This window comes from Mannheimia sp. (assembly GCF_056854775.1).
On sequence record NZ_JBXGGI010000018.1, the window covers coordinates 1 to 14015 of the forward strand.

The 14015-nt window shown below is 38.6% G+C and carries 14 protein-coding genes and 2 tRNA genes; 8 read left to right on the top strand and 8 right to left on the bottom strand.

What is annotated here, in order from left to right; genetic code table 11:
- The 3 genes from ACJHV0_RS01465 to atoD form a co-directional block, all read right to left on the bottom strand.
- Positions 1-217 (bottom strand): thiolase family protein (locus ACJHV0_RS01465; RefSeq protein WP_483133173.1); only part of this gene is annotated, 217 nt, incomplete at its 3' end.
- An 87-nt stretch (positions 218-304) separates the two neighbouring features.
- A complete protein-coding gene (locus ACJHV0_RS01470; RefSeq protein ID WP_483133174.1) occupies positions 305-964 on the bottom strand; it encodes a 3-oxoacid CoA-transferase subunit B in 660 nt (219 codons plus the stop codon).
- Positions 965-980: 16 nt separating this feature from the next.
- Positions 981-1628 (bottom strand): acetate CoA-transferase subunit alpha, encoded by a 648-nt coding sequence (gene atoD, locus ACJHV0_RS01475; RefSeq protein WP_483133175.1) that lies wholly within the window; start codon positions 1626-1628, stop codon positions 981-983.
- Positions 1629-1908: 280 nt separating this feature from the next.
- Between atoD and ACJHV0_RS01480 the strand changes: the two genes are divergently transcribed.
- Positions 1909-2808 (top strand): LysR family transcriptional regulator, encoded by a 900-nt coding sequence (locus ACJHV0_RS01480; protein ID WP_025235677.1) that lies wholly within the window; start codon positions 1909-1911, stop codon positions 2806-2808.
- A gap of 31 nt (positions 2809-2839) precedes the next feature.
- Here ACJHV0_RS01480 and ACJHV0_RS01485 read toward each other — a convergent pair.
- Positions 2840-2916, bottom strand: a tRNA-Arg gene (locus tag ACJHV0_RS01485).
- A 20-nt stretch (positions 2917-2936) separates the two neighbouring features.
- Positions 2937-3013: transfer RNA gene (locus ACJHV0_RS01490), tRNA-Pro, on the bottom strand.
- Positions 3014-3182: 169 nt separating this feature from the next.
- Here ACJHV0_RS01490 and folD point away from each other — a divergent pair.
- Both folD and thiI read left to right on the top strand, forming a co-directional pair.
- Entirely contained in the window at positions 3183-4043 is an 861-nt protein-coding gene (gene folD / locus ACJHV0_RS01495) for a bifunctional methylenetetrahydrofolate dehydrogenase/methenyltetrahydrofolate cyclohydrolase FolD (RefSeq protein WP_483133176.1), read from the top strand.
- Positions 4044-4168: 125 nt separating this feature from the next.
- On the top strand, positions 4169-5620 hold the full coding sequence (gene thiI / locus ACJHV0_RS01500; protein ID WP_483133177.1) for a tRNA uracil 4-sulfurtransferase ThiI: 1452 nt from the start codon (positions 4169-4171) through the stop codon (positions 5618-5620).
- Between the two features lie 117 nt (positions 5621-5737).
- Here thiI and hpf read toward each other — a convergent pair whose 3' ends face one another.
- The gene (gene hpf / locus ACJHV0_RS01505; protein ID WP_188155999.1) at positions 5738-6022 is read right to left on the bottom strand and encodes a ribosome hibernation-promoting factor, HPF/YfiA family; all 285 of its coding nucleotides are present in this window, start codon (positions 6020-6022) and stop codon (positions 5738-5740) included.
- 180 nt (positions 6023-6202) lie between these two features.
- Here hpf and ACJHV0_RS01510 point away from each other — a divergent pair, with 180 nt between their 5' ends.
- The 4 genes from ACJHV0_RS01510 to ACJHV0_RS01525 all read left to right on the top strand — a co-directional run bounded on the left by ACJHV0_RS01510 (position 6203) and on the right by ACJHV0_RS01525 (position 11042).
- Positions 6203-7147 carry a Kdo(2)-lipid IV(A) acyltransferase gene (locus ACJHV0_RS01510; protein ID WP_334233045.1) on the top strand — a complete coding sequence of 315 codons (945 nt, stop codon included), beginning with the start codon at positions 6203-6205 and terminating at the stop codon, positions 7145-7147.
- Positions 7148-7236: 89 nt separating this feature from the next.
- Positions 7237-8130: a 4-hydroxy-tetrahydrodipicolinate synthase gene (gene dapA / locus ACJHV0_RS01515; protein ID WP_483133178.1), complete on the top strand. Its 894-nt coding sequence runs from the start codon at positions 7237-7239 to the stop codon at positions 8128-8130.
- A gap of 265 nt (positions 8131-8395) precedes the next feature.
- Entirely contained in the window at positions 8396-9622 is a 1227-nt protein-coding gene (locus ACJHV0_RS01520) for a serine/threonine transporter (RefSeq protein WP_483133179.1), read from the top strand.
- Between the two features lie 43 nt (positions 9623-9665).
- Positions 9666-11042: an L-serine ammonia-lyase gene (locus ACJHV0_RS01525; protein WP_025235731.1), complete on the top strand. Its 1377-nt coding sequence runs from the start codon at positions 9666-9668 to the stop codon at positions 11040-11042.
- 50 nt (positions 11043-11092) lie between these two features.
- On the opposite strand, the gene purH is transcribed toward ACJHV0_RS01525, so the two are convergent.
- Positions 11093-12682, bottom strand: coding sequence for a bifunctional phosphoribosylaminoimidazolecarboxamide formyltransferase/IMP cyclohydrolase (gene purH, locus ACJHV0_RS01530; RefSeq protein ID WP_483133180.1), 1590 nt, complete (start codon positions 12680-12682; stop codon positions 11093-11095).
- A gap of 173 nt (positions 12683-12855) precedes the next feature.
- On the opposite strand from purH, the gene ACJHV0_RS01535 reads away from it, so the two are divergent.
- Complete coding sequence (locus ACJHV0_RS01535; protein WP_025342767.1) at positions 12856-13125, top strand: GNAT family N-acetyltransferase; 270 nt, start codon at positions 12856-12858, stop codon at positions 13123-13125.
- Between the two features lie 49 nt (positions 13126-13174).
- On the opposite strand, the gene ACJHV0_RS01540 is transcribed toward ACJHV0_RS01535, so the two are convergent.
- A complete protein-coding gene (locus tag ACJHV0_RS01540; protein ID WP_483133181.1) occupies positions 13175-14005 on the bottom strand; it encodes a GIY-YIG nuclease family protein in 831 nt (276 codons plus the stop codon).
- Positions 14006-14015: the final 10 nt, after the last annotated feature.

Sequence of the window (14015 nt, forward strand, 5' to 3'; positions counted from 1 at the left end):
CTCGTAATAACGCTTGACGAGCAGGATTTTGTCCAAGACCTGCTTGCAAAACATTACCCATAATCACTTCATCAACGATACCAATATCAATACCTGATTTTTCAATCGCTGACTTAATGACACTTGTACCCAGCTCAACTGCGGATACACCGGCTAAAGAACCACCAAAACTACCGATAGCGGTACGTACCGCACTTGCAATAACGACATTTTTCATACTATATCTTTCCTTTTATTAGGATAAATCTCATTTAAAAGCGGTCTGTTTTTGCAAATTTTTTACTAAAATTGACCGCTTGCTACTTTATAAGCCTGCGAGTGGCATTGTTTTTAAGTTTGGAGAAATAATAAATTCTGCTTCGGTTTTAGCTTTAACAGTCTCTAAATCACAGCCTTCGGCAATTTCAGTTAGAGTTAATTTACCGTCGATAAATTCAAATACCGCAAGTTCGGTAACCACTAGATGGACTTTATTACGTGCGGTTAAAGGTAGCGTGCATTTTTTCAAGATTTTTGAAGCACCGGTTTTAGCACAATGTTCCATTCCAATAATGACCCGACGAGCTCCGGTTACTAAATCCATCGCTCCCCCCATTCCAGGAACCATTTTCCCCGGTACCATCCAGTTGGCTAGGTTTGCCTCTTGATCGACTTCTAAACCACCCAATACGCAAGCATCGACATGACCACCACGGATGAGAGCGAATGAGTAACTACTATCAAAGAACATACCACCGGCTTGGATTGAACAAGGTTGACCACCAGCATTGACGATGTTTTCATCAGGATTTTCAGGATCAAAGGCAGCCAAGCCCAAAAAGCCATTCTCAGATTGCAGAGTGATGGAAATATCACTTGGCACGTAGTTCGCTACCATAGTGGGTAAACCAATACCAAGATTAACGATATCTCCGTTTTTAAACTCTAGGGCAATACGACGGGCAATAATTTCTTTAGCATTCATTGTTATTCTCCTTCCATTATCCTTGTACGATGTAGTCCACAACCGCCGCAGGGGTCATTACTAAATTCGGATCAATTTCACCTACTTTCACGATTTTTGTGGCTTGCACGATCACGGTTTTTGCAGCTAATGCCATCATTGGGTTAAAGTTGCGAGCAGCCCCCGCAAAAACTAAGTTGCCACTTTCATCGGCTATATCTGCTTTAATAATGGCTACATCAGCTTTTAGTGGTAGCTCAAGTAAGTATTCAACACCATCTATAGTGATTTTTTGTTTGCCTTCTTCTACCACTGTGCCAACACCGGTTGGCGTTAAGAAACCACCTAAGCCTGCGCCACCTGCACGAATACGTTCTGCAAGCGTACCTTGTGGGCAAAGCTCAATATCGATCTCACCTGCAATCATACGTTTACCGGTTTCAGGGTTTGTACCGATATGTGAAGCGTAGAGTTTTTTCACTCTCCCATTAAAAATTAAAGGACCTACTCCAGTATCGATCATTGCTGTATCGCTACTAATCAGAGTAATGTCCTTAATTCCTAAATCTAAAATTTCTTTAATAATGATTTCGGGAGCCCCGCACCCCATAAATCCACCTGACATTATGGTCATACCATCAAAGAAATGGGTTCGGATCTTATCTATTGAAATACATTTAGACATAACACTCTCCTATAAGATAAAATGAATTTATAAATAAGGTTAAAAATTGATTACAGATAAAAGAGCAAGTTGGTCAATAACCTTTAAGTAAATCGACAGATTATGCCCATAAAGCCTAAATTGGAATGCTTTCTACCTTACTTTTAGATAGAGAGTGTAGTGGCTTGTTTTGTTAATTTAAAATACAGTTTTTTTACTTATCTATAAATTAATTTTATAGTTTGATTTGAGTGTTTAGTGATTGCTAAAATTGCTAGATAGAGATTGGTTGGGAGAAATAATGGATATCAAACATTTACGCTATTTTATTGGAATTGTAGAGAACGGTTTCAATTTAAGTCGGACGTCACAAAATCTTTATATTTCTCAGCCCGCTTTAAGTATGATGATCAATGAATTTGAACATCAGGAAAATGTTGCGTTATTTACAAGGGCAAATGGCAAAATCAGTGGTTTAACCTATGTTGGTGAGAACTATTACCGAGATGCGAAGGAATTGCTTGAAAAATATCACCAGATGAATCGAAATCTGCATAAGAAAAAGCAAGAAATTACAGGGAAAATCTCCATTGGTATTCCGCCTTTAATTCTTTCTATCATTTTTCCTAAAATTTTGCCGGAACTGATTTTAAATAACCCTCAAATTGAGTTTGAGGTAAAAGAGTTGGGGGCGTATTCATTAAAAAGTGAATTATTATTGGGGAATGTGAATTTTGCGACTTTACTATACCCAGAGCATATTTCATCTAAAATTATTGAATCCTTTGAGATTTATCGCTCGGAATTGTCCGTCTTTTGTTCCCCAAATCATCATTTAGCACAGAAAAAAAGTGTTACTTGGCAAGATCTGCATAAAGAGAAAATAGTTACTTTTGATAAAACCTTTATGATTTATCAGCACCTAAAGGAGTCTTTTGAAAGATATAATATTCACCCAGATATTGTTTATGAATCGGCATCTTGGGATTTTCTATATTATACGGCAAAATCTAATTCCGATATTTTAACTATTCTTCCATTGGCAACAGGGGAATATTATCAAGATCCACATTTGGTTAGTGTTAAAATTGAAGATCCTGTCTTATGGCGGGTAACACTATGCCGTTTGAAGAAAAGTAATTATTCCAACGCTGAGAATTATATTTTTGATGAAATATTAAAAGTATTTAGTTTACTATAAGTATAAAATTGTTTTTAGATATAGAACTAAATGGCACGCCCTAAAGGATTCGAACCTTTGACCCACGCCTTAGAAGGGCGTTGCTCTATCCAGCTGAGCTAAGGGCGCAGAGATTTATAAAAAAGAAGTGGTCGGCGAGATAGGATTTGAACCTACGACCCACTGGTCCCAAACCAGTTGCGCTACCAAGCTGCGCTACTCGCCGACAAATGATGGAATGATTATAAGATTCTTTATTTAACAGTCAATCTTTTTTTGTTAAAGTTTGTTTAAGTGATTGAACTTTATCCGCTATTTAAAATTAGCTTATCAAAAAGTAAATTTTTTGAGAGAATAGCAAACGTTTTCGCCAATTAATGTTTCGGGAGATAAAAATGACTGCACAGATTATTTCGGGGAGTGAAATTGCCTCAAAAATTAAAAAAGGAATTAGTGAAAAAATCGCTCAATATGTTCAGCAAGGTAAACGTAAACCGGGGCTTGCAGTCATTTTAGTCGGGGCTGATCCTGCCTCGCAAGTTTATGTCGGGAGCAAGCGTAAAAGTTGTGGGGAAATTGGAATTGAATCGAAATCTTACGATTTATCAGCAGAAACAACAGAAGCAGAATTACTTTCACTTATCGAAGAGCTTAATCAAGATGAGTGCGTGGACGGCATTTTGGTTCAATTACCTTTGCCAAAGCAGATTGATTCAACCAAAGTCATTGAAGCAATCGCACCGCATAAAGATGTAGACGGTTTCCACCCTTATAATGTAGGGCGTTTAGCTCAGCGTATTCCGACCTTACGTTCTTGCACCCCTTACGGCGTGATGAAATTACTTGAAACTACGGGTGTGGATTTACACGGTCAGCACGCTGTGATTGTTGGGGCTTCTAATATTGTAGGTCGCCCAATGGCACTAGAATTGTTGCTTGCCGGTTGTACAGTTACAGTTACGCATCGCTTTACTAAAGATTTAGAAAGCCACGTTCGCCAAGCAGATATTCTCGTTGTTGCGGTAGGTAAGCCTGAATTTATTCCAGGTGATTGGATTAAAGAAGGGGCGATTGTGATTGATGTGGGCATTAATCGTGTGGCAGACGGCAAATTAAAAGGTGATGTGGAATATAGCATTGCCTCGCAAAAAGCGAGCTTTGTTACTCCAGTACCGGGCGGCGTTGGTCCAATGACAGTGGCGATGCTAATGCAAAATACTCTACAGGCTTACGAAAACCATTTACAAGCGGTCTAAAAACCGACATTTTTTGCAAATCCTCAATCTTCTTTCGGATTGGGGATTTTTCTTTGTGAATTTCTAGGCTTTTGAGCCAGAAAAAGCTAAAATAGCCCACATTTTTGAGAACAAACTAACTTTATATGAAATTTATTATCAAACTTTTCCCTGAAATTATGATTAAAAGCGATTCAGTGCGTAAACGCTTTATCAAAATTTTAACCTCCAATATCCGCAACGTGCTTTTAAAAGAAACGGAAAATGTATCCGTGGTGCGTAATTGGGATTTTATTGAAGTGCGTGCCAAAGTGGCGGAAGAAGCCCCTATCGTCTTAGATTTATTAAAACGCACGCCCGGCATTCACCATATTTTAGAGGTAGAAGAAAGCCCTTTCACCGATATGCACGATATTTTTGAGCAAACTTATACGGCAGTAAAAGATGAGTTAGAAGGCAAAACCTTCAGCGTGCGTGTTCGCCGTAAAGGCAAGCACGATTTCCGCTCGCTGGATGTGGAACGCTATGTTGGCGGTGGTTTAAATCAACGTATTGAAAGTGCCAAAGTGAAATTAAAAGATCCTGACGTAACGGTACGTATTGATATTGAATACGACAAAATGTTGTTGATTAAAGCTCGCCACGAAGGCTTAGGTGGCTATCCAATTGGTACACAAGAAGATGTACTTTCGTTAATCTCTGGCGGTTTTGATTCGGGCGTATCGAGCTATATGTTAATTCGTCGTGGTTCTCGAGTGCATTACTGTTTCTTCAATTTAGGTGGTGCGGCACACGAAATCGGTGTAAAACAGATGGCTTACCACATTTGGAGTCGTTACAGCACTTCTCACAAAGTTCGCTTTGTGGCGATTAACTTTGAAAATGTGGTTGGCGAGATTTTAGAAAAAGTCGATAACGGTCAAATGGGCGTGGTGTTAAAGCGTATGATGGTTCGAGCGGCAAGCAAAATTGCCGAGCGTTTCGATATTCAAGCTATCGTTACCGGTGAAGCGTTAGGGCAGGTTTCGAGCCAAACTCTTACGAATTTACGTTTGATTGATAAAGCGTCTGATACTTTAGTTTTACGTCCGCTTATCACACACGACAAAGAACAGATCATTGCAATGGCGAAAGAGATCGGGACGGACGACATCGCTAAATCAATGCCGGAATTTTGTGGTGTGATTTCTAAAAATCCAACGGTAAAAGCGATTGAAAGCAAAATCATCGAGGAAGAAGGCAACTTCAACTTTGAGATCCTTGAGCAAGCGGTGCAAAATGCGAGCTATTTAGATATCCGAGATATTGCCGAGCAAACTGAGAAAGAAGTAGTATCGGTAGAAACAACCACAGAATTAAGCGAAAATGATGTGATTTTAGATATCCGTAGCCCTGAAGAAGTGGATGAAAAACCGTTTAGCCTAGAAGGGGTGGAAGTCAAAGAACTCCCATTTTATAAACTCTCCAGCCAGTTCGCGATGTTAGATCAAAGCAAAAATTACCTACTTTACTGTCAGCGTGGTGTGATGAGTAAACTGCAAGCACTTTACTTAAAAGAAAACGGCTATAACAACGTTAAAGTCTTTCGTGTGAAATAACATAAGCGGTCAGATTTATCTGATTTTTTGCAAAAAATGAGAGAAATTGAACCGCTTGTAAAAAGTAAAAAATAGGGCTAAATGATTTTTCATTTAGCCCTTAAAATATCAAGAAAATTAATGTTCGTGTTTTTCTTTCAGTTTAATTAATTGCCCTTCTAATTTTTTCTTCACATCGAAAATAGCATTATATAAATCTTCGTGTTCTGATTTTGCAACCAAGTCGCCTAAAGGTGTACCGATTGTAGCTTCTACTTGGAAGGTATTCGGCTGCTTGATCAACATAAAATGTGGATTTATCAGCTGGGTATGATATTTTTCTAACTTAGCTAAACGCTCCTCAATATGAGTACGGATTGCAGGGGTAATGTCCATTTGTTTGCTTGAAATATTTAGTGACATAACATTTTCCTCTTGTTTAGTTAAGGCTTTTTGCCGTTGATATCTTGTAATCAAAATATGCGGTTCACTCCAAAAATTCAAGTGAAAAATGGAATAAATTTCTAAAAATTTGATCTACTTAACATTTTTAACTATTTTTGGCTATAATATCGCTAATAAATAGACAACTGAGATTTGATGATGAGCGAGAAAAAACAGCTACCTCCGTTTCAAAAACAATTTTTACATCCAAAATATTGGGGATTATGGCTTGGATTAGGTATTTTTAAATTAATCCTCTGCTTGCCTTATCCTATTTTAGTTAAAATCGGTTTAGGTTTAGGGAATTTATTTACCAAGTTAGGCTTTGGAAAACGCCGTATGAGAATTGCCCGCCGTAATTTAGAACTCTGTTTCCCCCATTATTCTGCCGAGCAAGTTGAAGAATTAGTGCAAGAAAATATGAAGTCGGTGGGAATGGCGATTATCGAAACCGGTATGGCGTGGTTCTGGTCTGATGCTCGCATTCTGAAATGGTCAAAAGTGGAAGGTGGGGAATATTTAAAACAACGTGCCGGTAACAATCAAGGTGTATTGTTAGTTGGCGTACATTTCTTAACCTTAGAACTTGGTGCAAGGATTATTGGCTTGCATCATCAAGGTATTGGTGTTTATCGCCCAAATGATAATCCGTTATTAGATTGGATACAGTTTCGAGGTAGAATCCGTTCTAATAAAGCAATGCTTGATCGCAAAGATGTTCGAGGGATGATTAGAGCATTGAAAAATGGCGAGATGATTTGGTATGCACCAGATCACGATTATGGTAGAAGAAATAGTGTTTTTGTGCCTTTTTTTGCAGTAGAAGATACTTGTACAACGGCAGGCAGCTATATGCTGATTCGTTCTGCACCTAATGCGGTGGTCATTCCGTTCAGTCCAATGCGTAATGAAGATTATTCGGGTTATACAATTAAAATTAGTCCTCCGGTTGATTTCAGCCAGAGTCAAAATGAAGTGGATACTGCCATCTTAATGAATAAAGTGGTAGAGCGTGAAATTATGAATGCACCAACGCAATATATGTGGCTACATCGCCGTTTTAAAACGCGACCAAATGAAGATGATAAGAGCCTTTATGATTAATTTTAAATAATTGAAAAAAGTGCTTGCATATTTAAGCTGAATTTTGCAATCTAGCAGAAGTATATTTATCATAATAAAAAATGCAGGAGATGATTATGGCAACCCCTTTATTTCACGGCAGCATTGTTGCTTTAGTAACCCCAATGACTCACGGTGAAGTGGATTTCCAAGATTTAAAAAAATTAGTGGAGTATCACATTCAAGCCGGCTCTCACGGTATTGTTTCGGTGGGCACAACAGGTGAGTCTACAACTTTAAGCATTGATGAAAATGTCAAAGTAATTCAAAAGACCGTTGAATTTGCAGATGGTCGCATTCCTGTTATTGCAGGTACAGGCTCAAATGCGACCAGTGAAGCAATTACAATGACCAAACTATTGGCAAACAGCGGTGTAGCCGGTTGTTTGAGCGTTGTGCCTTATTACAATAAGCCAACCCAAGAAGGAATGTATTTACACTATAAGGCGATTGCTGAGAGTACAGATCTTCCACAAATCCTTTACAATGTGCCGGGTCGCACAGGGAGTGATTTAAAACCTGAAACCATCGGTCGTTTAGCGAAAATTGAAAACATCGTAGCAGTAAAAGAAGCCACCGGAGATTTAAGTCGTTTACCGTTAATCAAACAATTAGCCGGCGATGATTTTATTTTCTTAAGTGGTGATGATGCAACAGGCTTTGAATCAATGAAGCAAGGCGGTCAAGGTGTGATTTCCGTAACAAATAATGTTGCTGCGGCAGATATGGCGAAAATGTGTGAGTTAGCCTTAGCAGGTAAATTTGATGAGGCAGAAGAAATCAACAACCGCTTAATGGCTTTGCACCACGATTTATTCGTAGAATCTAACCCGATTCCGGTAAAATGGGCTACTTATAAATTAGGTTTAATCAGCGAGCCAAACTTACGCTTACCATTAACTACCTTATCTGAATCAGCACAACCTACAGTATTAAAAGCGTTACAACAAGCGGGCTTAATTTAATTATTTTTTGCAAATATATTAAAACCAGTTAATTTGATTAACTGGTTTTTTTATTTTGATAAATAGTATATTCTAAAATATAAAAACACCGACTTCCTTGATTTAGATAAATTTTTATCCTGCTTGCTTAATTATTCTCCATATAAAAAACTATTTTTTCTGCTTTTGATGGTTATATCAAAAAATGAATAAAAAGCCATTGTTTTCCCTATTTATAGAGCTAGTATAGCCCTGTTTTTTTAACTTTATAAAAGGAGATTATATTATGGCTACGCCATCTCAACGTTTTTCTCTCACTTGGGTACTTAATTTATTTGGTACTGCGGTGGGAGCAGGTGTTCTATTTTTGCCTATCAATGCAGGTATGGGAGGGTTTTACCCATTAGTTGTAATGACATTATTAGTTGGTCCTATGACTTATTTAGCACATCGTGGCTTAACTCGTTTTGTGCTTTCTTCAAAATATAAAGGAAGTGATATTACTGCCGTTGTGCGAGAGCATTTTGGTGAACAAGCTGGTAAATTGATTACACTACTTTATTTCTTTGCTATTTTTCCAATTTTACTGATTTATGGTGTTGGAATTACAAATACCGTTAGTTCTTTTATGGAAAATCAGCTCCATATAATGCCACCACCTAGAGCAGTATTATCCTTTATTTTAATTGCAGCTATGATTGGGGTTATGCTACTTAACGAAGAAGTAATGCTAAAAATTACAACTTGGTTAGTATATCCTTTAGTACTAATTTTATTTGGTTTATCTATTTATCTTATTCCACAATGGAATACTGCGGCGTTACAACAAATGCCAACCACCAGCGAGTTCTTAACTACACTTTGGCTAACCATTCCGGTTTTAGTGTTTGCCTTCAACCATTCACCAGCGATTTCCTCATTTGCACTCTCTCAACAAAAACATTACCAAGATGAGCATAAAACAGAAACTGAAGCAGCTAAAGTGCTACGCTCTACAGCATTTATCTTAGTATTATTTGTAATGTTTTTTGTGTTTAGCTGTGTACTTACGCTAACACCAGCAGAATTAGCCGAAGCAAAAGTACAAAATATCTCGATTTTGTCTTACTTAGCAAATAAATTCGATAATCCGATTATTTCCTATTTCGGACCATTAGTGGCATTTTTAGCGATTGGTAGTTCATTCTTTGGGCATTATTTAGGAGCTCGCGAGGGATTAGAAGGTTTGGTGAATCAAATGCGTGAAGCACCGATTGAACCGAACAAATTCCGAAAAATTACTGCTGTTACGTTTTTAGTCATTTTATGGATTGTAGCAACTATTAACCCAAGTATCTTAGGTTTTATTGAGAGCTTAGGTGGTCCAATTATTGCGATGATTTTATTCATTATGCCGGTGTATGCAGTTTACAAAGTGCCAGCCCTTGCTCGCTTTAAAAATGAATTTGGACAAATTTTTGTATTTGTTATGGGCTGTATTGCAATTTCAGCTATTGTGTACGGATTACTCTAATCCGAGTAAAATACACTTTTGATTTTATTGTGGATGCGTATTTATGATTAGCGTATTTGATATGTTTAAAGTGGGAATTGGACCTTCCAGTTCCCACACTGTTGGACCAATGAAAGCGGCAAAAGAATTTGTTGATGAATTACAAAGTCGCAAATTTTTGGCAAAAATTGACCGCTTGAAGGTTGATGTTTATGGTTCGCTATCCTTAACAGGGCGTGGACATAATACCGATATCGCCATTATTATGGGGCTAATGGGTTATTTGCCACATAATGTGGATATTGAGCGTATTGATAACACCATTGAAAGTTTAAAACAAAATAAGCAACTGGTGGTTGCAGAAAGCAGTGATGAACCTAAGCAGATTCAATTTGATTTTTTTGAGGATATGCCATTTCATAATGATTTCTTACCGCTACACGAAAATGGCGTGAAGTTCACGGCTTTAAGTGGCGAAGAAATCTTATTTGAAAATACCTATTACTCAATTGGTGGCGGATTTATTGTTGATGAGGCAAATTTTGAAAAGGTCAAGGAGAGTGATGTCTCTGTGCCTTTTCCTTATCGTAATGCGGCTGATTTGCTACGTCATTGTAAAGAGAATGGATTACCTATTTCCTCACTTGTGTGGAAAAATGAGTTAGCATTACGCTCAAAAGAAGAAATTTCTGATTATCTCGCAATGATTTGGCAGACAATGGAAGCCTGTATTGAACGGGGTGTACATACAGAAGGATTGTTACCCGGTCCACTTAAAGTAGCTCGCCGAGCTTGTTCATTACGTAGGATGTTAGAGGCTAACAGTAAGTTTAATACAGATCCTATGCAAATTATCGACTGGGTCAATATGTTTGCCCTTGCCGTTAATGAGGAAAATGCAGCAGGCGGACGAGTGGTAACTGCCCCAACTAATGGTGCTTGTGGAATTGTGCCTGCGGTATTAGCTTATTATCAGAAATTTATCGCCCAGCTTAACCAAGAAACAATTGAGCGTTATTTACTCACAACCAGTGTGATAGGTTCTCTTTACAAAATGAATGCATCGATTTCTGGGGCAGAAGTAGGTTGTCAAGGCGAGGTGGGGGTAGCTTGTTCAATGGCAGCAGCAGGGCTTACTGAAATTATGGGCGGTAGTGCAGAACAAGTTTGTATGGCGGCAGAAATTGCGATGGAACATAATCTCGGTTTAACTTGTGACCCTGTTGGTGGACAAGTACAAGTACCTTGTATTGAGCGAAATGCGATAGCTTCGGTCAAAGCGATTAATGCAAGTCGAATGGCATTACGCCGTACATCTTCGCCACAAGTGAGTTTAGATAAAGTGATCGAAACGATGTATGAAACAGGTCGGGATATGAACGCAAAATACCGTGAAACTTCAACGGGCGGTCTAGCGATTAAAGTCTTACCCTGTGATTAAATAAGCAAAGGCTATCTTTTAACAAGATAGCCTTTTAGTTTAACTAAATATTAATGACGGAAATGTCTCATTCCTGTTAATACCATCGCCATACCGTGTTCGTTTGCCGCATCAATTACTTCTTGATCACGCATTGAACCGCCTGGGTGGATAACACAAGTAATGCCGACTTTTGCCGCTGCATCAATACCATCACGGAATGGGAAGAAAGCATCCGATGCCATTACGCAGCCTGCCACTTGTAAGCCTTCATCTTCTGCTTTAATGCCCGCAATTTTCGCTGAATAGACACGGCTCATTTGGCCTGCACCAATACCGATGGTTTGACCGTCTTTCGCATACACAATCGCATTTGATTTCACATATTTCGCCACTTTCCAGCAGAATAATAAGTCTTTTAATTCTGCTTCGGTTGGTTTGCGTTCAGACACTACTTGCAAATCTTCGATTGAAACTGAGCCTTGATCCGCATCTTGTACCAATAAGCCGCCGTTCACACGTTTGTAATCTAAACGTTTTTCTGCTTGGCTGAATTCACCGCACTCTAACACACGCACGTTTTTCTTTTTCGCCAACGCTTCTTTTGCCGCTTCGGAAATTGTTGGGGCGATAATTACTTCCACAAATTGACGCTCTGCGATGTTTTGTGCCGTTTCACCGTCTAATTCACGGTTAAATGCAATAATACCGCCGAAAGCAGAAGTTGGGTCGGTTTGGTAGGCACGGTTATAGGCTTCTAAAATATCTTTACCTAATGCCACACCACAAGGGTTAGCGTGTTTCACAATCACACAAGCCGGTTCAGCAAATTCTTTTACGCATTCAAGAGCCGCATCGGTATCGGCGATGTTGTTGTAAGAAAGAGCTTTACCTTGTAACTGTTTAGCGGTGGAAACAGAGGCTTCTTTTACTTCATTTTCTACATAGAAAGCCGCATTTTGGTGAGCATTTTCACCGTAACGCATAGTTTGTTTACGCACAAAATTCAAGTTTAATGTGCGTGGGAATTGACCGCAAACTTGGGTTAAATCTTCTTCCTCAGCCCCTTGATATGGCGGCACTTTTTGCCCGAAGTAGTTAGCAATCATTGAATCGTATTGTGCGGTATGCTCAAAGGCTTTGATTGCTAAGTTGAAACGGGTTTCTAAGGTCAAACTGTTTTGGTTTTGATCCATTTCTGCAAGGATGGCATCAAAATCGTTATTATTGACGACAATCGCTACATCTTTATGGTTTTTCGCTGCAGAACGCACCATTGTCGGGCCACCGATGTCGATATTTTCCACTGCATCTTCAAGCGTACAATTCGGCTTTGCCACTGTTGCTGCAAATGGATATAGATTCACCACCACCATATCAATACGTTCAATGCCGTGTTGGTTCATAATTTCATCATCAGTACCACGGCGACCTAAAATCCCACCGTGTACTTTCGGGTGAAGGGTTTTTACACGACCGTCCATCATTTCAGGGAAGCCTGTGTAGTCAGATACTTCCGTTACAGCTAAGCCGGCTTCTGCTAATAATTTTGCCGTACCACCTGTAGAAAGTAATTTTACACCACGAGCGGCAAGCCCTTGTGCAAATTCGACAATGCCTTTTTTATCAGACACACTTAATAACGCTTGTTGAATTGCCATTTTTTCTAAGTTCCTTAAAATGAGTGTTAAAATGTGAAATAAACGGCGGATATTATAAAGCAAACGTTTGCTTTTTTCATCTGCAAGCGGTCGAATTTGCAAAGTTTTTTACGAAAATAACCGCTTGCAGTGAGCCTCAAACAGCGTAGAATGTTTGAAAAAACGGAGGAATTATGATTAAACACAATCTTGATAATTTTGAATTTGCGTATATTGATGAAAGCGGAGTAAAAGCCGGCACATTGCGTTACCGCTACATCAAAGACAATGTGATTGACGCTTACACTACAAGGGTTGATGAAGCCTTTCAAGGCAAGGGGATTGCCGGTGAGCTTTATAATGCCTTAATAGCTTTTGCCCAAGAAAAAGCATTAAAAATCAAGCCGAGCTGCAGCTATATTGATGTCAAAATGCAGCGAAGCCATCGAGATTTAATTGCTTAATGAAGATACAAGCGGTCGTAAAATATGAAAAATTTACGACCGCTTGTATTTACCCCCAATGGAAGGTGATCTTTAGCCCGATACTATCCGCAAAAGATTGAATTGATTTACGGCGTTGAGCCGTTGATGAATGTGTATAGAGATAAATACCGTCTTCAAGTTGTGTTGTATATGCCATACCATTTGGGCGGTAGCAAGGCTCTGAACCAACACAATGTGCTAAGGTCGGTTTTCCGTTTCTGATGTAGTTTTCGACCAGCTCTCGATAATGAGAATTTAATAGATGCTTGAAGAAGTTTTTTTGATTATCTCTAAAATTTCTCCCCGAAATTTTAGTACCATCGGTAAGTTCAATCCAACAATGTGGGGTTTCTTCTGATAATAGCTCCTCATTGTTCAATTCACTCTCAAAAATATTGATATGAGCCACTTCTTCCATAATCTCTTGTACAATATCAAATACATTTTTGGCTTTGATTTTGCTGGTTTTATCAATATAAGAGGTGTTGCCGATAGTGCCATTTTCAAGAATTAAATCGGTATTCTTAAATTCATTGATGAGTATTTTTTCAAGATAATCAGTTTGTGATTTATCTAAATGTCCATCTTCTCGACCAAAGAAAATAATTTTATTCCACCAAGTTTTGTTATCATCTTTAATATGCTTGGCGATACGATCATAAATCTTACCTGAAGCTTGCCCGATATATCGTTTATTTTCGCCCAATAAGATATAAATGCCTGCCTTATTTGCCTCTTCTAAATGCTTGAGAGCATTAAAATCTGTACGATCTGCAATCACAAAGAATGCAGGTTCTTTCGTGTAAACCGTAATATTATCTCGCCCTCTATCGGTAACAATAACAGTATGAGTAACCATAAATATAGTC

Coding starts and splice junctions, on each gene's coding strand:
- ACJHV0_RS01470 (WP_483133174.1), bottom strand. CDS start 964: ATGAATGCTAAAGAAATTATTGCCCGTCGTATTGCCCTAGAGTTTAAA.
- atoD (WP_483133175.1), bottom strand. CDS start 1,628: ATGTCTAAATGTATTTCAATAGATAAGATCCGAACCCATTTCTTTGAT.
- ACJHV0_RS01480 (WP_025235677.1), top strand. CDS start 1,909: ATGGATATCAAACATTTACGCTATTTTATTGGAATTGTAGAGAACGGT.
- folD (WP_483133176.1), top strand. CDS start 3,183: ATGACTGCACAGATTATTTCGGGGAGTGAAATTGCCTCAAAAATTAAA.
- thiI (WP_483133177.1), top strand. CDS start 4,169: ATGAAATTTATTATCAAACTTTTCCCTGAAATTATGATTAAAAGCGAT.
- hpf (WP_188155999.1), bottom strand. CDS start 6,022: ATGTCACTAAATATTTCAAGCAAACAAATGGACATTACCCCTGCAATC.
- ACJHV0_RS01510 (WP_334233045.1), top strand. CDS start 6,203: ATGAGCGAGAAAAAACAGCTACCTCCGTTTCAAAAACAATTTTTACAT.
- dapA (WP_483133178.1), top strand. CDS start 7,237: ATGATTATGGCAACCCCTTTATTTCACGGCAGCATTGTTGCTTTAGTA.
- ACJHV0_RS01520 (WP_483133179.1), top strand. CDS start 8,396: ATGGCTACGCCATCTCAACGTTTTTCTCTCACTTGGGTACTTAATTTA.
- ACJHV0_RS01525 (WP_025235731.1), top strand. CDS start 9,666: ATGATTAGCGTATTTGATATGTTTAAAGTGGGAATTGGACCTTCCAGT.
- purH (WP_483133180.1), bottom strand. CDS start 12,682: ATGGCAATTCAACAAGCGTTATTAAGTGTGTCTGATAAAAAAGGCATT.
- ACJHV0_RS01535 (WP_025342767.1), top strand. CDS start 12,856: ATGATTAAACACAATCTTGATAATTTTGAATTTGCGTATATTGATGAA.
- ACJHV0_RS01540 (WP_483133181.1), bottom strand. CDS start 14,005: ATGGTTACTCATACTGTTATTGTTACCGATAGAGGGCGAGATAATATT.